At 48.3% G+C, this 18,358-nt stretch carries 15 protein-coding genes; 7 read left to right on the top strand and 8 right to left on the bottom strand.

What is annotated here, in order from left to right; genetic code table 11:
* Positions 1 to 192, bottom strand: a 192-nt coding sequence (locus AC5L4R_RS07350) for a transposase (protein ID WP_494472339.1), incomplete at its 3' end; no start/stop codon positions are given.
* Positions 193 to 956: 764 nt separating this feature from the next.
* Here AC5L4R_RS07350 and ahpC point away from each other — a divergent pair.
* Positions 957 to 1,523, top strand: coding sequence for an alkyl hydroperoxide reductase subunit C (gene ahpC / locus AC5L4R_RS07345; RefSeq protein ID WP_290001363.1), 567 nt, complete (start codon positions 957 to 959; stop codon positions 1,521 to 1,523).
* 209 nt (positions 1,524 to 1,732) lie between these two features.
* Here the strand turns inward: ahpC and AC5L4R_RS07340 are convergent, their stop codons facing one another.
* Positions 1,733 to 1,984: an HP1242/YdcH family protein gene (locus tag AC5L4R_RS07340; RefSeq protein WP_494473784.1), complete on the bottom strand. Its 252-nt coding sequence runs from the start codon at positions 1,982 to 1,984 to the stop codon at positions 1,733 to 1,735.
* 277 nt (positions 1,985 to 2,261) lie between these two features.
* Between AC5L4R_RS07340 and ahpF the strand changes: the two genes are divergently transcribed.
* Together ahpF and AC5L4R_RS07330 are read left to right on the top strand one after the other, a co-directional pair.
* Entirely contained in the window at positions 2,262 to 3,818 is a 1,557-nt protein-coding gene (gene ahpF, locus AC5L4R_RS07335; protein WP_494473785.1) for an alkyl hydroperoxide reductase subunit F, read from the top strand.
* Between the two features lie 173 nt (positions 3,819 to 3,991).
* Positions 3,992 to 6,001 carry a hypothetical protein gene (locus AC5L4R_RS07330; protein ID WP_494473786.1) on the top strand — a complete coding sequence of 670 codons (2,010 nt, stop codon included), beginning with the start codon at positions 3,992 to 3,994 and terminating at the stop codon, positions 5,999 to 6,001.
* Between the two features lie 209 nt (positions 6,002 to 6,210).
* On the opposite strand, the gene AC5L4R_RS07325 is transcribed toward AC5L4R_RS07330, so the two are convergent.
* Together AC5L4R_RS07325 and AC5L4R_RS07320 are read right to left on the bottom strand one after the other, a co-directional pair.
* Positions 6,211 to 6,702: an iron-containing alcohol dehydrogenase gene (locus tag AC5L4R_RS07325; RefSeq protein ID WP_494473152.1), complete on the bottom strand. Its 492-nt coding sequence runs from the start codon at positions 6,700 to 6,702 to the stop codon at positions 6,211 to 6,213.
* Positions 6,703 to 7,056: 354 nt separating this feature from the next.
* Positions 7,057 to 8,058, bottom strand: a complete 1,002-nt coding sequence (locus AC5L4R_RS07320; protein WP_494473153.1) for a TerC family protein — start codon at positions 8,056 to 8,058, stop codon at positions 7,057 to 7,059.
* A gap of 707 nt (positions 8,059 to 8,765) precedes the next feature.
* Here AC5L4R_RS07320 and AC5L4R_RS07315 point away from each other — a divergent pair.
* Positions 8,766 to 10,484 carry an alpha-keto acid decarboxylase family protein gene (locus tag AC5L4R_RS07315; RefSeq protein ID WP_494473154.1) on the top strand — a complete coding sequence of 573 codons (1,719 nt, stop codon included), beginning with the start codon at positions 8,766 to 8,768 and terminating at the stop codon, positions 10,482 to 10,484.
* A gap of 90 nt (positions 10,485 to 10,574) precedes the next feature.
* Here the strand turns inward: AC5L4R_RS07315 and AC5L4R_RS07310 are convergent, their stop codons facing one another.
* Positions 10,575 to 11,753, bottom strand: coding sequence for an iron-containing alcohol dehydrogenase (locus AC5L4R_RS07310; RefSeq protein WP_494473155.1), 1,179 nt, complete (start codon positions 11,751 to 11,753; stop codon positions 10,575 to 10,577).
* 322 nt (positions 11,754 to 12,075) lie between these two features.
* Between AC5L4R_RS07310 and AC5L4R_RS07305 the strand changes: the two genes are divergently transcribed.
* From AC5L4R_RS07305 to AC5L4R_RS07295, 3 genes are all read left to right on the top strand, one after another.
* The gene (locus AC5L4R_RS07305; RefSeq protein ID WP_494473156.1) at positions 12,076 to 13,002 is read left to right on the top strand and encodes a TIGR01777 family oxidoreductase; all 927 of its coding nucleotides are present in this window, start codon (positions 12,076 to 12,078) and stop codon (positions 13,000 to 13,002) included.
* 285 nt (positions 13,003 to 13,287) lie between these two features.
* Positions 13,288 to 14,337 carry a recombinase RecA gene (gene recA / locus AC5L4R_RS07300; RefSeq protein ID WP_494473157.1) on the top strand — a complete coding sequence of 350 codons (1,050 nt, stop codon included), beginning with the start codon at positions 13,288 to 13,290 and terminating at the stop codon, positions 14,335 to 14,337.
* A 426-nt stretch (positions 14,338 to 14,763) separates the two neighbouring features.
* Positions 14,764 to 15,450 carry a regulatory protein RecX gene (locus AC5L4R_RS07295; protein WP_494473158.1) on the top strand — a complete coding sequence of 229 codons (687 nt, stop codon included), beginning with the start codon at positions 14,764 to 14,766 and terminating at the stop codon, positions 15,448 to 15,450.
* A gap of 68 nt (positions 15,451 to 15,518) precedes the next feature.
* On the opposite strand, the gene AC5L4R_RS07290 is transcribed toward AC5L4R_RS07295, so the two are convergent.
* The 3 genes from AC5L4R_RS07290 to AC5L4R_RS07280 all read right to left on the bottom strand — a co-directional run bounded on the left by AC5L4R_RS07290 (position 15,519) and on the right by AC5L4R_RS07280 (position 18,297).
* Complete coding sequence (locus AC5L4R_RS07290) at positions 15,519 to 16,640, bottom strand: sulfate ABC transporter substrate-binding protein (RefSeq protein WP_494473210.1); 1,122 nt, start codon at positions 16,638 to 16,640, stop codon at positions 15,519 to 15,521.
* Positions 16,641 to 16,853: 213 nt separating this feature from the next.
* Complete coding sequence (locus tag AC5L4R_RS07285) at positions 16,854 to 17,474, bottom strand: MutH/Sau3AI family endonuclease (protein WP_494473159.1); 621 nt, start codon at positions 17,472 to 17,474, stop codon at positions 16,854 to 16,856.
* A gap of 13 nt (positions 17,475 to 17,487) precedes the next feature.
* Entirely contained in the window at positions 17,488 to 18,297 is an 810-nt protein-coding gene (locus AC5L4R_RS07280; protein ID WP_494473160.1) for a DNA adenine methylase, read from the bottom strand.
* Positions 18,298 to 18,358: the final 61 nt, after the last annotated feature.

The raw sequence follows: 18,358 nt of genomic DNA, 5'->3' as shown, positions 1-18,358 counted from the left end.
TAGTAAGATTTTAAACATGATGACAGGGTGAAAGGCACTTTCGCCACGGTCACTGCTATGGACATGGCGTAGGGTGTGTTCGATACTTTGCCAGTTGATTAGGTTATGTAGTTCATCGAGTTCTTCGATGGCTTTGTGAGCGTTAATGAGACTGTCTGCTAGGGAGAGTTGCCCTGTTTGTTTCCATGCCATATTCGTGTCTTTTGCCATCTGTTTGATTTTACTGTATTATATCACTTTTACAAACTTTTGTGCATTTGTTCGTGCAAAGGTTTCTTTAGTAAAAAAATGCCAAAATTTGGCCCTACCACGCCGCTGTTATATGACGCTAAAGCACACAACACGCCTGCAAGCCGCTCGAACAAATGGTGGACAACATACCCAATCTAAACCATTATACCCAATCCAACTACTTAATTTGGGTAAATATTGCGTTAAAAAAGTTTGGTCATTGATAGCAAAAAATTAGTAAAATCGTCAATCAGCCTTGCTTTTGACCGTCGGCTGACAAAAATTTTGGTCAAGTGATATTTAGGCAAAAAATAGTACGGATTGCGCCACACTTAGCCTGTTGGCTCATTATTCATTGCCGTAAACCTGTGACTTCACGCGGTACTATACGTGTCTGACTATTTGATGTGTTACAAAAAAGCGTTGGGTTAAACCCAAAGGCAAGACAATGGACGATGGACAGCTAGCCCACTTGTTACCTTGTCACCGTTGTGCCACACTTGGCTTACAATTGTGTCATGGTTTTGACACACCGCCGCGTTATACTGCTGGTGCTTGAGCAATTTATATCAAGCGGTCTTGATGTTTTATGATTGATAAAATCAAACGATTTTATAAAAACTTTAAACTAGACTGATTGTTCGCCCTACGGCATACTAACCCAGTCAAATGACAACCGCCATTTATAAGTTGATGGCGGCATACACCATAAAGAGGATATAACCATGGCTGCAATTATTAACCAAACCATCCCTGATTTTAAAACCGAAGCCTTTGTGAATGGCGAATTTAAAACCATTTCATCAGACGATGTCAAAGGCAACTGGGCGATTTTCTTGTTCTACCCACATGACTTCACCTTTGTTTGCCCAACTGAGCTTGAAGACATGGCAAACCACTATGAAGAGTTCAAAAAACTTGGCGTAGAGGTGTATGCCGTCTCAACTGACAGCCATTTTGTCCACAAAGCATGGCATGACGCATCACCTGCCATTGGTAAAGTACAATACCCAATGTTGGGTGATGGTACAGGCGCATTGACCCGTGGCTTTAATATCATGATTGAAGAAGACCACGCTGCGCTACGCGGTACATTCTTGGTTGACCCAGATGGCAAAATCAAAGTCGCTGAAATCCATGACCTCGGCATTGGCCGCTCAGCCGCTGATATGCTGCGTAAAGTCAAAGCGGCACAGTATGTGCGTGAAAATGATGGCGAAGTCTGCCCAGCCGCTTGGGAACAAGGTCAAGAAACCTTGAAACCTAGCCTAGACCTTGTGGGCAAAATCTAATCTAACGGGTTAGTTTTTGGCACGTTTTAGCACAAAATCGGCTATCCACGGCTTGACGTTTGTGCTAGGATAAAATAAAAAACCTGTCGTCTTACGGCAGGTTTTTTGTGCCCTGTCATCTGGGCGCGGTGAGCCTTATCTGGACCATATCACCAAAAAACGCCCTGCGATACAGCAGGGCGTTGTTGGTGTCAATGTCGGCCGCGTGTTTAGCCGTTGGCATGGCTGTTGGCGGCATTGGTTGGCTGATGCTTTGATAAAATGCTATACAGCTGGTCTTTTAGGCCCAATTTTTCTTTTTTTAAGGCTTCAATATCCACATCACGGCTAGCAGCGGCAACGGGGTCGTTTTCAAGATTGGCGATTTGGTGGTCAAGGTCATTGTGTTTGTCAAACAACTTGGCAAAGTGTTGGTCGCTGGTTTTTAGTTGGCTAATTAGGTCGCGATATTCTGGGAACATGGTATCCTTCCTGTTATCCGATTGATTTAAATACGGGTGCTTAAACGATAAAGCCGATTATTTTTACACTTTATCTAAATTCATTGTAGCCCAAACGGTTTAAAGTTCTGCTGGTTTATTGTAACCTTCAATGGTTTAAATAATAAAACGTATTCGTTCTATCGTTTTATTTTATAAAACATAATAATTGATAGGATACGGTTGCCAAGTGTGGGCAAAAGCCCAATAATACACTTATCCAATGATGAGATGAAACAACCAAGATTGAGGTAAGTATATGTTAGACCAAGGTTTATTAGACGCTATCAAATCCTACAGTGAGCGCATGACCCATGGGGTTGAGTTTGTTGTGGGTACAGGTGAGCACGCCAAACGCGCTGAATTGTTGGACTTTTTGCGCCAAATCGCTGCCACCACGGATAAAATCAGCCTAAGCGATGAGCACGATAGCGCGTTGTCTGCGGTGAGTTTTAAAATCCGCGCGCAAGGCCGTGATACAGGCATTGTGTTTAGCGGTATCCCCGGTGGGCATGAGTTCACCTCGTTGATTTTGGCGATTTTGCAAGCAGGCGGTAGCGAGCTAAAGCTTGATGCCAGTGTGCAAAACTTGATTCGTGGTATCCAAAAACCGCTGCAATTTCAGACCTTTGTGTCTTTGTCTTGCCATAACTGCCCTGAGGTGGTGCAATCGCTGAACCAATTTGCCTTGCTCAATGACAACATTTCTAACGAAATGATTGACGGGGGTGTGTTTCAAGATTTAATCGCCAAACACAACATCCAAGGCGTGCCTGCGGTGTTTTTGAACGGTGAACCCTTTGCCAATGGTAAAATCGACACCGCCAAGCTGATTGATAAATTGCAAGACAAGTTCCCCGATTTGACTGAAGGGGCAAGCCATACCAGCGAGCTTGGTTTGCAAGATGTGACCGTCATTGGCGCAGGGCCTGCAGGCACGGCCGCGGCGATTTATACCGCGCGGAAAGGGCTCTCGGTCACGCTGATTGCTGACCGTATCGGCGGACAAGTCAAGGACACCCAAGACATCGAAAACTTGATTTCTATTCCTTTGACCACAGGCAATGAGCTTGCGGCAAACTTTGCCAAGCACATTGATGCGTATGCTATCACCACCAAACAGGCGGTGAGCGTCAAGTCAGTCGTGGCAAACGCCGATGATACCTACCAAATCACGCTCAACACGGGCGAGACATTTGCCAGCCGCAGTGTGATTGTGGCGACGGGGGCAAAATGGCGTAAACTTGGCATCAAAGGTGAAGAAGAAAACATCGGCAACGGCGTGGCATACTGTCCGCACTGTGACGGCCCATTTTTTAAAGGTAAAGATGTTGCCGTGGTGGGTGGCGGTAACTCAGGCATTGAGGCAGCGATTGACTTGGCAGGGATTGTCAAACATGTGACCGTGCTTGAGTATGCCGACAGCTTACGCGCCGACCAAGTGCTGATAAACAAAGCCCGTGAGCGTGATAACATCGACATCTTGACAGGCGTTGCCAGCCAAGAAATCCAAGCGCAAGACGGCAAAGTTACCGCGCTGGTTTACAATGAGCGCGCAACGGGTGAGCAAAAAACCTTGCCATTGTCGGCGGTGTTTGTACAAATCGGCTTAGTGCCCAATTCAGAGTTGTTCAAAGACTTGCTTGATATCAACGCGCGTGGCGAGATTGAAATTGATGAGGGTTGTCGCACCAACCGCAAAGGTATTTTTGCCTGCGGAGACGTATCAACCGTGCCATTTAAGCAGATCAACATCGCCATGGGTGAGGGCGCAAAAGCAGGTTTGGCCGCGTTTGAGTATTTGATGTTGCAATAGATTAACGTTTGTTCAGATTTCACCTTAAAAAAAAGTCAGCCGTGCGCTGGCTTTTTTGTTGGTTAAAACACGTGTTTGTTGTGTACGTTGTTTAACGCTGGCATGATAACCGCCAACTACCGCAAGCGGCTAAAATCGGCTAAACTGGCAAAAATTTTTGCTTTGTAAATACCATGTCCAATCACGCACCCGATGCACTTGCGCCCGATGCCGCGGCCGACCAACAAATGCGCACCTTGCTGTATTACTTACGCAGCAAGCAAACACCGCCGTTTGTGCTGCTTGGCTGGCAGACGCTACAAAAAATCCCGTTTGACCAGCCACAAATTGCCGATAACGCTATCGTGGCGTTGTGTCAGCAGCTACACACGCGTGGGCTTGGGGTTGAGCAAATCACCGCGCGGCAGGGTGGGGCGGCGTTGCTGTTGGCATTGGCGGCATATGTGGGGCAACGCGTTGCCGATGACTGTGATGAGCCGATTGCGTGGTATCGGCGGACAACGTTGGCACAGATGCCAATGTTGTCTGAGGATGGCGCATTGCCTGCGCGGTTTGAGTACTCGGTGGTGGCGCGCATTGGTGGCGCGTTGTGCCAGCCGCTGGCAGTACTGGCACAGCTGTTGGCAGGCAAGGCTGAGTTAGCCAACAGTTTGGACGATGGTGTGGCGCAAAACCCTTTGGAGGAGTTTTACCGCACATCGCGCCAAGCTGTGATGGCGGCACGGCGTATTGATTTGACCCAAGATGCCAATGACGTGGCCGACCAGTATTTGCTGCAGCTTGGTGCAGGCAAATTGTGGCAGGCGTTACCGACGTTTGCCCATGCCCTACAGTCCATCGCGTTTGATGGCAGCGCGCTAAGCTTGGTGCGGCTAGATGCGGCGTGGATGGCATTGCGTGCCAAGGTTCAGCCGCAAGATATTGCACGGTGGCAAGCACTGCCCGAGTTTCAAACGTTGGTGTATGCGCTGGGGTTTTATATCGGCGCGACGGCGGCACAGTTGGCAGGGCAGGTGTACAAATGGGCAGATTTTGCCGAAATTAGCGCATGGCTGACGGATACGGATTTTCGACCGACGTTGGCACACAGTTTTGTGATGCTCACACCTGAGGACTTGCACGCGCCGCTGTCGGTGGTTGTCGGGCAGTTGTTTGAGGTGGCAGATGCTCAGACAGCGCAGGGGTTTGCCAACCATTTGGCGCAAGCCGCCAGCGTGCCACTCGCGGTGCTCACCCCAAGCCAAGCGCCGATGGGGCAGGCATTGCCCACCCATTGGCAAGCGGCCGCACAGGCAACGGCAGATTTGATGGCGCAGGCTTGCCAAACGCTGCAAACCCAGCAGCCGCTTGCCCCTACGGTGGTGGAGATGGCAAACACCCCACCTGCGTCAGAGGCGCAAACCATCACGTTGGCACTGCCCACCAACACCACCCGTGCCGATCAATACGCCGCTAAGCTTGATGCCACCATTAACACGCTGTATCGGCGATTGGCAGAAAATCCCAAGCTGCTGGCTGCCCAAGCAGGCGGCTATGCAGGGTTTGCCAATTTACCGACAGGGCGCAGCCACGCGCTGATTTTGGAGGTGCGTGCGTATGACCAGCCGCCACTAAATGGCCAACTGTTATTGCCGTATCGTTGGCAAGCAGGTGAATTGTATGTTTATCCGTTGGTGAGTAACCAAACCGATTGGCTAACGCCTGACCCGATGGCGCAGCGCTGGCTACAAATGGTATACCAAACGCTACGTAATCATACCGACATCACCGTACGCACACTATGGCAAAGCCGTTTTATCGCTGATATGGCAAAACGTCCGCCACAAGGCAGACGCGAAGCAAAACCCGAGGCGCTTGCCAGTCACATCACGTTGCCACTTTTGACTGGACAAATAACCGCAGCACTAGCCAAACCAACGCCTGCACAGCCTATCGCTAGCACGAGCCAAACTACTATGCCGCCGCTCACGTCAGTGGCAAACGCGCCAACACCGCCCAAACCGCCTACTGCTGTGTTGTCACAAGACTTACAGCAACAGCTTGCCGCAGACCGCGCGCGCCTACAACGCGAACTTACCACTGACGCTGACGACAAGATGCACAAACTTTGGTTATTTGTCGCAGCGATGCTTGCGCTTGTGGCGGTTTTGTGGCTGGTGGTAAAACTGTGGTTGCGCCATTGATTGAAAAAATTTTGCCTTGACTTCCTCCCCTCCCTAAAGTGAGGGGATTCCTTCTGCAAGACGGTGAAGCCCCACCGCAAACCTAAGACAATGGCAACCGCCCGTACGACACACCGTACATCTTAGGTTCTTATTTTAAGCTAATCCTACCGTTAGGATTGTCATAGACACGAATTAGCTTAAGTGTGTGTTTGGAAACGTCTTACCAGTTAAGTTACTGCGTACTCGCAATTTAGTCTTAACTTAACTGTGGAATGTAAGACATTGAATATAGTGAGATGAGTATAGCAAAACTCATCGCATTTAACAATTGCCTTATATCCACCGCCTGAAGTCGCAGGTTTACGGCAACGAATGATAATCACAGGCACTTTTTGATAATACGCCACCGCTTTGGCCGTATCTAGGGTTTTACCACCGCCAAGTCCAACCACAAATTCAGCGTTGTTGTCATCCATGATAGCACGCAAACGGTTAATTTCATCGTCCGTGGTCTCACCGCTAAATTTACTAAATACCGCTTGGATATTGTGTTCTTTAAAGGTTGCTTCGGTGTCTTGTTGGGCTTTTTGCAAAATAAAAGGGTCACAAACCAACAGACCTGCCTTACCATACGGCTTGAGGTATTCACCCAATTGTGACAGCAAATTGGCTTGGATCAAAAATTTCATCGGGGATGTGATTGACTTGATGACACTCATGGTATTCTCCTGTTGTTGTACGTGGTTTTTTAAGAGCAGTAAAACGACAATAGCGTAACCATCGATTTCATCTTAGCACAAATCCCCACCTTTAGTAAGGTTTTACCTAATCATTTGGTGACTGGTCAATCCAAAATAATTTTAAGTGATCGATTAGCTGGCAATACCACAAAGGTCACACCCGCCAAATAGCGGTTAGTTATAGACGGCGTGATAACAACAAGCAAAAAAATAAGCCTTTATGACAAAGGCTTATTGGATCATAACACCCTGTTGCGCCTTAGCTAGCAGCCATTGGCGCGCAGTTTATGCTCTACTCGACTTATACTTTACCCATCTTACACTTTACCCAATTTAGGCTTTACCCCATTGTGGAAACTTGATCGACAAAATCGCTGTGACAGACAAGACCAGCACAATAAAGCCCAATGAAACCGTCATCGGCACATGCAGCACCTCAAGCAGCAACATCTTAACACCGATAAACACCATAATCACACTCAGCGCGTACGGCAACAAGTGGAACTTATCCGCCAATCCCGACAACAAAAAGAACATTGCCCGTAAGCCCAAAATCGCCAACAAGTTGGCCGTCAGCACGATAAACGGATCTGTTGTGACCGCAAAAATCGCAGGAATCGAATCCACCGCAAAAATCACGTCCGACAACTCAACCAAAATCAGCACCACCGCAAGCGGCGTCAGATACCGCACACCTTGTTGAACCAAGATAAAACGCTCTTGTCCAGCGGCATCGCGGCTTTCATCCGTCACACGCAAATGCTTTTGTAAAAAACGGTACAAGGCAGATTGCTTGGGGTCTTGTTGCTCCTCATGATTGCGCCACATCTTAACGCCTGTGTACAACAAAAACGCGCCAAAAATATACAAAATCCAGCTAAATTCCTGAATCAGCCACGCGCCAGCAAAAATCATCACCGTACGCATCACAATCGCGCCAATCACACCATACAGCAAGATTTTGCGCTGCATGGCAGGCGACACCGCAAACGCACCAAAAATCATCAACCACACAAACACATTATCCACGGCAAGCGATTTTTCAAGCAAATAGCCTGTGAAAAACTCGCCAACCTTCTCATTAGCCACCGCCGCGCCAAACGCTTGCTGCAAGTACCACCACAGCCCGACAGCAAACAGCACCGACACGCCCACCCAAATGGCACTCCACACACCTGCTTGGCGCAAGGACACCGTCTCGCCCGCATGGGGCGTTTTGAAGGTAAAAAAATCGACCAACAACAACACAGCGACAATGGCAAAAAACACCGCGTACAGCATCGGACTACCGATGGCAACGGCAGATGTCGCGTTTAATAAACCAACAAGCAGCATAATCGCTCCTTTTAGATAACATTAAAAGTTCGATAATCCTGCAGTGAGCGATGAGGGTGAGGGATGGTTCGCCAAAGACACAACAACCTCGACCAACGCTAACCACAAGTGATTAAACAGGTCAAGGTCTGGCTAACTATTTTGACAATAGCTGACTTACCGATAAGGACGACTGCCTTATGTGATGACGATAAGCCACCAACTTAGAAAAAAGTAGGAAGTTACTCCCCTTGATGGTCTGTATTGTAAAATATGCAATGGTTTTGCACAATATATTGCTTAAAGTATTTTGTGAAAATTTGTTAGGTATTGTGTAGTTTTAAGTTTAATCCTTTGGCTTTGGGTGTAACAATACATGGATGTGATGATCCACATCATACTTAATTTACGCGGTTCTATAGGTCGTCAGCAATCAGTAGGTTGCCATAACATCTTCATTTTACAAAATATTTTTTTAATTATTCAGCCTAGCCTTCCAAAATTGCATAATCAGCGCCAATAACGCTCCGTTTAAAAACCAAACCAAAGTTTACGTGCAGAAACTTTTTAGGCTTAGTTTAATGTGTTGCGGTTTGTTATACTTAAAAATGCGCTTTAGACTGGTGTTGTGACCAACCTAAATTAATCAATAGATCATCCAGTCATCGCTCTGTTTTGTCATTTTTCATTACAACTTGGGCATTTTTAACCTAACCACGAGGCTATCCATGGAACAGACCACCATCGGTAAATATCTAGCCGCTCGGCTAGAAGAAATTGGGCTAAAACATTATTTCACCGTACCAGGTGATTATAACTTGACCTTGCTAGATGAACTCATCAGCAATAAAAACATGCAGTATGTGGGCAACTGCAACGAGCTTAACTCTGCCTATGCTGCCGAAGGCTATGCGCGTGCCAATGGCGCAGGCGCGATGATTACCACGTTTAACGTGGGGGCTTTTTCGGCATTAAACGGTATCGTGAGCGCGTATGCCGAGCGCTTGCCAGTGATTTTTGTGTGCTCTGCACCCAATAGCAATGATATTCTTTCAAATCGTTTTGTGCATCACAGTATTGCAACGCATGACTTTAGCTATCAATATGAGATGATTAAACGGGTGACGTGCGCCGCAGAGCGTATTTTATATGCCGAAAACGCGCCTGCACAAATTGACAATGCGATTCGTACCGCGATTCGTGAACGTAAACCTGCTTATATTGAAATTCCTGCCAACCTATCCACGGCTAAATGCTCTGTGCCACAGCCGCTATTGCTTGATGCGCCTGTTGGCGGCAATACCCCCCTACCCGTCAATGAAGCCGCGCTCAATGCCGCCGTTAAGGCGATTGCCGAGCAGCTCAACAACGCCGAAAAACCGGTGTTATTGGCAGGGCCACACTTGCGTTCATTTGGGGCGGTGGAAGCTTTTCGCCGTTTGGCTGAAGCGTTGGGCTGTGCGGTTGCGGTGTTGCCAAACGCCAAAAGCTTTTTCCCAGAAGACCATCCGCAGTTTATCGGCGTGTATCTGGGCAAAGTCAGCAGCCCCGGCTGTGATGCCATTATGGAATGGTCAGACATGGTGTTGTCAGCAGGTGGCGTATTCACTGATTACTCAACCGTGGGCTGGACGATGGCGTTGCCAGAACGCGAGAAGATGATTGATGTGCGCCCTTGGGATGTGCAGTTGCCTGACGCAGACTTCACCAATGTGCCTATCGCGCAGGTGCTAGATGGTTTGGTGGCTCACGTCAATGCCAACAAGACCACCCTTGAGCAATTTAACCGCGATAACCAAATCGGTGAGGTGGTGGACTATACCCCACAAGCGGCGGATGAGCGTCTAAGCCGCGCTGAAATGGTCAATCAAATCGAGCACAAATTGATAGATGCCAATACCACTTTGGTGGTTGAAACAGGTGACTCTTGGTTCAATGGCATGTATATGCGTCTGCCCAATGGCGCAGGGTTTGAGATTGAGATGCAGTATGGCTCAATCGGTTGGTCATTGCCAGCAAGCCTTGGCTATGCGTTGGGCACGCAGCCTGACCGCCGCGTGGTGCTGATGATTGGCGATGGTTCATTCCAATTGACCGCGCAAGAAATCTCTAAGATGATTGAATTAAAACAAAACATCATCATGGTGGTGGTCAATAACTTTGGTTATGTGATTGAATCCGCCATTCACGAAGGCCCTTACAACTATTACCAAAACTGGGACTATGCCGCGCTGATGACCGCGTTCAATGGCAAAGACGGCAAAGGCTTGGGCTTGACGGCTACCACCGCAGGTGAGCTAAACGATGCTATCATGCAAGCCAAAGCCCATACAGGTGGCCCTGTGTTGATTGAATGTCAAATTGACCATGATGACTACACCAAGCAGTTAATCACTTGGGGCAGTGCGGCGGCAGAAGCCAATGCGCGTCCACCAAAACATGTTTAACCCAGCAGCACCAAGCCGCAAAGTTTAAACTCTAGCGGCAAAAAAAAGACCTAACGCGTGTTAGGTCTTTTTTGCTGGCAAGTAGTTGCGCTAAACGGCCGCGTTTAAAATCCGCTCAGAGACGGCCAAGTCATTGGTACGGTGTTCACCCAATTCTACCATGTTGTGTGCTTTGAGTTGGCTGACAATCGGCGCGATTGCAGATGCGTCCAAATCAACATCAGACAATCTGACGGGTAAGCCAAGTTCGCGGAAAAATGCCTCGGTGCGGCTGATTGCTTGCTCGATTTTTTCATCATCGCTGCCTTGCGTGATGTGCCAAACGTTGGCGGCGTATTGTAGCAGCTTGTCTTTTTTGCTGTCTTTGAACTCACGCATGACAGCAGGCAGCACAATCGTCAAGGTGCGCGCGTGGTCAATGCCATGCAGCGATGTCAGTTCATGCCCAATCATGTGCGTTGTCCAGTCTTGTGGCACACCGACACCAATCAAACCATTTAGCGCCATGGTTGCCGTCCACATGATGTTTTTACGCGTTGCCATGTCGTTGGGGTTGGCTTTGACCGCACGCCCCTCTTCAATCAAAATTTTGAGCAAACTTTCGGCATAGCTGTCTTGCACCTTGGCATTGACAGGGTAAGTCAGATACTGCTCCATGACATGCACAAAGGCATCGGCAATGCCGTTCATGACTTGGCGTTCAGGCAAGGTCAGGGTTTTGGCGGGGTCAAGGATTGAGAATTTTGGAAATACCAACGGGTTGCCAAACGGCAATTTGGCTTTGCGTTCGCTGTAGTTGATGACACCGCCTGAGTTCATCTCAGAGCCTGTGGCAGGAATCGTCAAAACAGTGCCAAGCGGTAAGGCTTGTTGGATATCACGGGTATAGCCTTTGAGCGCGTCCCACGCTTTTTCGTGGTCGGCATCATCCTCAAGCGTCGCCGTCAGCGCGATAAATTTGGTGCCATCAAGCACCGAACCGCCCCCAACGGCCAGCAAAAAGTCGATGTCGTGGGCGTGCACCATATCCACCGCTTTCATCAAGGTTGTAAATTCAGGGTTTGGCTCAATACCACCAAATTCAAAAATTTCACGGTTTTTGCCTTGTAGCGCGTGTTTGACTTCATCAAGCGTGCCTGTGCGCTTGGCAGAGCCGCCGCCATAGGTGATAAGAACGCGCGCGTTGTCGGGCACCAAATCGGCAAGCGCGGCAATTTGCTCTTCGCCAAATACGATGCGCACAGGGTTGTAATATTGAAAGTTGTTCATCTTTAACCTTATGTGAGTGAGTAAAATTTGTATTGATTGTTAAATAACTGTTAGGCTGTCTAGACGTTGCGCATAAGCTTGCAGCAACTGCTTGACTTTACGCTTTATTTGGGTGATGGTCTGGTTTTACAAGTGGCAAATTTGTGTGGGTTAAAGACGGGGGCAAGGCAGTTTTTTGGCTATATCGGCCGCCATGTCTGCTATGATACATGGGATCATTATCCCGTGATCTACGCCCCTATCAGCGATGTCATCAAAGCAATGACAAAAGCAGCAGTGACAAAATTTTATTCTCGTATACAAATTTTTATCAGGATCATTTATGGATATTTTAATTACAGGCGGTTCAGGATTTTTAGGCACGGCTTTGACCCATGCGTTAAAACACTGCGGCATCGATGGCAATACCGTAAACGTCACATGGGTGTCGCGCTCACCTATACAAGAACAGCAGCGCGATATCGCCGATGCAGTGATCAGCTATGATGACCTTGCCCACACCGACAAATACTATGCGATCATCATTAATCTAGCAGGTGCAGGCATTGCCGATAGCCGCTGGACGGACGCGCGCAAACAGGTGCTGTTTGACAGCCGCCTACAGCCCACGCAAGCGCTGGTTGATTATATCGCACGCATTGGCAACAAGCCTAAATTGTTGGTCAGTGGCTCGGCTGTTGGTTGGTATGGTGCGCAAGATACCAACGACCCCACCGCCCTGACCGAATCCCACGCGCCCGTCAAAGCCGACTTTGCCCATGAGATTTGCGACGCATGGGAAAAACTGGCATTGAGCGTGCAAGGTATCGTCCCTGTGGCGATTGTGCGCACAGGGGTGGTGATTGACCCAGCGGGCGGCATGGTTGCGCGGTTGGTGACTCCGTTTAAACTGGCAGCAGGCGGCAAACTTAGCAACGGCAAGCAGGTGATGAGCTGGATTAGCCGCCATGACTGGGTGCGTGCGGTGATGTTTATTATCACGCAAAATTTGCGCCAACCGCTCAATCATCAGCAAATTTATAATCTGACCAATCCAAAGCCCGTCACCAATACCGAATTTACCAAGGCGATGGGGCAATGGCTGCACCGCCCAACGCTGGCAACCTTGCCTGCCTTTGTCGTTAAAACATTGTTTGGTGAAATGGCAACCCTACTGCTTGATGGACAAAAAGTCGTGCCACAAGCATTGTTGGCGCAAGGATTTGTGTTTGACGACAACACCGTTTTACAAGCGTTGGCAAAACAATAGCCAATGCTTGCGCCGATTTGGTTTTAGCAGTTTTTAACATGATTTACAGGCATACGTGGCTTGTTTTGGCGGTGTTTCAGCACTATTTAGGGTATTTGGTTGCCCAAATAGTCTGATTTTTTATGCGACAAGATATGTCGTTTTGCCACGTCCATGCGCTTTTTTTTAGCCCAAAATTTGCTATCATAGCTTCATCAACGTTTAACAATCAGTAAAAATTTTATAGGCATTTTTTAAGTTATATTTAAGTTTAACAAAAATCTGCCTACCAAATAAGGAGTCCATATGGACGCAGATAAAGCAAAAGCGTTAGCCGCCGCGCTATCTCAAATTGAGAAGCAATACGGCAAAAACACCATCATGCGCTTGGGTGATGAGTCTGCCAAGGTCAAGGTTGATGTCGTGCCAACGGGTTCGTTGGGGCTAGATATCGCGCTGGGCATTGGCGGTTTGCCCAAAGGGCGCATTGTTGAGATTTATGGCCCTGAAAGCTCGGGTAAGACCACACTGACCTTGCAAGCCATCGCGCAATGCCAAAAACAAGGTGGCACGTGCGCGTTTATTGATGCTGAACACGCGCTTGACCCTGTGTACGCACAAAAACTTGGCGTGGATGTCGATGCTCTGCTGGTCACCCAGCCCGACAACGGGGAGCAGGCGCTTGAAATCGCCGATATGCTGGTGCGCTCAGGTGCGGTGGATTTGATTGTGGTCGATTCGGTCGCAGCCTTGACCCCAAAAGCCGAAATTGAGGGCGAAATGGGCGACAGCCACATGGGCTTGCAAGCGCGCTTGATGAGCCAAGCGTTGCGCAAAATCACGGGCAACGCCAAACGCTCAAACTGTATGGTGATTTTCATCAACCAAATTCGTATGAAAATCGGTGTGATGTTCGGTTCACCTGAGACCACCACAGGCGGTAACGCGCTGAAATTTTATGCTTCGGTGCGGCTTGATATTCGCCGCATTGGCTCGGTCAAAGATGGCGATAGCATCATCGGTAACGAAACGCGCGTCAAGGTTATCAAAAACAAGCTTGCGCCACCGTTTAAAGAAACCAAATTTGATATCCTCTACGGTGTGGGTGCGAACTTCTTGGGCGAGCTGATTGACATTGGCGTAGAGATGGATTTGGTCAAAAAATCGGGCGCGTGGTACAGCTACCAAGACAGCAAAATCGGACAAGGGCGTAACAACGCGATTCGTTTTTTGGAAGAAAATCCTGCCATCGCGCAAGAGATTGAAGCCAAAATCCGTGCCGAAAAATTCACCGATGTGCCTGCCGCCCAAGAGATGGACGATATTGAAGACGAGGCTTTGGTCGATGAGTCTTGACTTCCTCCCCTCCCTATCGTTCGGGGATTCCTTCTGCAAGACGGTTAGACCTGCCGCAAACCTAAGACAATGGCAACCGCCCGTACGACACACCGTACATCTTAGGTTCTTATTTTAAGCTAATCCTACCGTTAGGATTGTCATAGACACGAATTAGCTTAAGTGTGTGTTTGGAAACGTCTTACCCGTTAAGTTACTGCGTACTCGCAATTTAGTCTTAACTTAACTGTGGAATGTAAGACATTGAATATAGTGAAATGAGTCTAGCAAAACTTATCGCATTTAACAATTGCCTTATATCCATCGCCTGAAGTCGCAGGTTTACGGCAACGAATGATAAATAACCGTACTCACACAGTCCCACTGCCTAGGCACACCGCCTAGGCTTTTGCTATTTTATTTTATCCCATCCACCAGCACGATACCATGAACCAACAACCCACCTCCGACACGCCTGCCGATGTGTTGGCAACCATTCAAGCCCAACTGATGACGGATGAACAACGCGCCGCCCATCACGCGCAAATCAAGCAAGACGCGTATATGCGCTGGCTGGCGTTTTATTATCTGGGGCGGCGCGAGCATTCGGCACAAGAGCTGCGCGACAAGCTACTGGCAAAAGGCTGTGAGGCAGCGCGGGTTGAGGCATTGTTGGTCGAATTTGCTGCCGAAGGTTACCAAAGCGATACGCGCATGACCACCGCGCTGATTGCCGCAGGCATACGCAAAGGGCATGGGCGCACGCGTATTTGGCAAGCTATCAAACGCCATGGGCTTAAGACCTTACACAGCGCGCGTGCTATAGATAGCTGGATCAGCGAACACGCAGAGTTTTTTACACCAGATGACAGCCCAACCACTGGCACGACTGGCGCAAGCAACCCTACCCACGCTGACGCACACGCAACCACAGACAACACCACCTCAGATGCAACCGAGGTCGATTGGCTGACACTGGCTGTTGAAACACGGGTCAAAAAATTCGGCTCGGCTATACCCACCACGCCAAAAGAAAAAGCCCGACAGTTGCGTTTTTTGCAATATCGGGGCTTTGATACCTCGGTGTGCTTTGACGCGCTGCAACACGATTTGGACAGCCTTGCCGCGCGTTAAATGCCGCACGTTAAATATAGATGCCATCGGTTTTAGGTGTGATTCAGCGGTTCAACGGCCAAACCGCGTTATTTTGCCCCACTGGCAAGACTGGCAGGGTTGGCAAGTTGGTCAAACAATGCGCCATCTTTGAAATATTTTTCCATAATGGTCTCCCAATCGCCAAAGGTGTCATTGGCATCAAACGTGGCCATATCAGGAAAGCGGTCGCGGAATTTTGCCAATACCTCACCATCAACGGGGCGCAGATACTCTTCTGCCATCAGCGTTTGGGCAGGTTTGCTCCACAGGCTTGCCAAATAGTCATGCGCCAGTTGGGTAGTGCCGCGTTTGTCGGTCACAGCGGTGACCACTGCGACGGGGTTATTGATGCGAACTGAGTAGCTGGGGTACACGATTTGTAAGCCATCGTTGGCAAACTGCTGTTGGCTGATATGCGCTTCGTTTTCGGTGGTAATTAGCACATCACCGATTTGCCGCTGGGCAAAGGTCGTTGTTGCGGCGCGCGCACCGCTGTCATAGGTCGCCACGTGTGACAAAATCTGCTGCAAGGTGCGTTGGGCGGCTGTTTCATCGCCGTGTTTGAGCGCGTAACCGTAGGCGGCTAACACACCATACCGCGCCGTGCCGCTGGTTTTTGGGTTGGCAATGACCACGCTTACGCCATCGCGCGCCAAGTCGTCCCAGTCTTTGATGTGCTTGGGGTTATCCTTGCGCACCAATAGCACCATCGTGGTGGTGTATGGCACGGCTTGGTTGGGCAGTGCGGCTTGCCAATTTGGGTCAATCAGGCCTTTTTTGACCAACATGGCGATGTCTGAGCCTTGGTTCATCGTCACCACATCGGCGGCTAACCCGTTGGCGACGCTAAGCGCCTGTTTGCTTGAACCGCCATGCGATTGTTTGACGCTGACTGCCGTACCGTGTTGGGTTTTGTACTGCTGGCTAAACCAGTCGTTGTATTTTTTGTACAAATCGCGTGATACGTCATAAGAGACGTTTAGAATTTCATGGGGGTTGTTTGCGGTGGTGACGCTGTTGTCACTTGCCGCGGCAGAGGTGCTGGCAGCTTGGGTTGCCGTGTTGTCGGCAGCGTGTTGGGTGGGTGCGCGTGGGCAGCCTGTCAAAGCCAGCGCGCCAAGGCTTAACGCTGTTAAACCCAACAGCGGTTTGATTAAGCTGGTTGAAATCATCGAACGCGAAAAAACAGAATGTGAACGCATACAGCCGAATTCCTTTTGAGCAACTGATGAGACAAACGTGGCTGATTTCAGCACCGTTGATTGCGTCATCATAGCCAAATCGTATTAGGCTGTCTTGTTATAAGATAGGCTTTATTTAGTCAAAAATGGCATATAATCGGCAGCATTGAAAATTATATTTTAACCATCAATGTTTTATTTTTAATTAAAGTTAATAAATTGTGATAAAAATAACGGTCTGGCATAAAATGCCCTTGAAGTTGAGCCATGCCCAGCGCCTTTGGTGCGCGGCTGGATATACACGCCCATGCTACCAGTAAGTGAATTAAATCCTCTTTGCGGATCAAGCAGGGCACTTCTTACGGTGTCATAATCAGCCTTAACCGCTTCATACAACGGCGTTCCTTCATCAAGGTCAAATTCCACAATATCATAAACAAAACTAGCGTCACTATAATGTGAGCCAACGGTTCTAGCGACAACCACAGCTTTTCTAAGCTTGGCCAGTACATGGCTGTCTTCAAATTCTTTTTGGCAAACATTGACGGGGTCTATCATGGTGATTGCCATAGTTTCTTTGAACGCCAATCTACCATTTTTTAAAGTCTTGATGGGGATTGATTTTAATTCCCATGATCCAAAATTTGGTGATTGTGCCGAATTTAGAGGCAGTTCTAAAAATCGTTCTATTACATGACCTGCCCAACCTTTGTTTACTTTGCCAAGTGGGCTTAATACCGTTACATTGTATTCTAATGCAAGCTCATGTAGGTTTTTACCTTTCAACGCCTGCATTTTTTCAATAGCTTCTTTGCGTTCCATGATTACCTGAAAGTCATTTAAAAATTGCCAAAATTTCTTTGGCTTTGGTGCGCCCGTTGCCTTTTGAAGATATATTGCGCTGAACAGCTATGGTTTTGATATCCGCCCCTTGATAAAGCGTTCTGGTTAAGTCGGTGTCGTGGTTTGATATCAAAATGCCTTCGGTGTTGCTTGCCATCTGGTTTGCCAGCTGGGCTAAACGCGCTTGATCGTGGTAGCCAAAACCGTCTTTTGAATACGCTGTAAATGACGCGGTTTGACTCAAAGGTATATAAGGTGGGTCACAATACACCAAATCTTGGCGTTCAATCTTGCCAAAGGTGGTTGCAAAATCTCCATGCATCAATTCAATCCGACTGGATTTGGCAATGAAATTTTGCATTTCAGCTTCTGGGAAATAAACCGTTTTGTATCGGCCAAACGGCACATTGAAAATGCCGTTACGGTTGTAGCGGCATAAGCCGTTGTACGCATGGCGGTTTAGGTAGATGAATAACGCTGATCGTTCTACTATGTCGCTGGATTGATTAAACTGTTCTCTTAGTGCGTAAAATCGCGCGGCTTGGTTGTTATCATCAACAAAAAACGATTGCGCATAATCGATGAAGGCTTGTTTTTCGTGTTTTAACGTGGCAAACAGATTGATAAGATCGGCATTGGTGTCAGCCAGTAAATAACTGTCAAAATCAATGCCAAAACTCATCGCACCGCTACCACAAAAGGGTTCTATCAAACGCTGACGTTTATGGCTGGGCAGATTTGCCTCAATAAATGGCACAAGTTTGGCTTTGCCCCCTGCCCATTTTAAAAAAGGTTTGGTCACGCACACTCCTATCGCTCAAGGGGCTGTGTCGCCAAAAGGTCAGCTGCTTGGCAACCAACCT

This window comes from Faucicola sp. SE7633 (genome assembly GCF_059264685.1).
The sequence above is the reverse complement of the archived record's forward strand: the minus strand, read 5'-3'. Positions and strand labels throughout refer to the sequence as shown.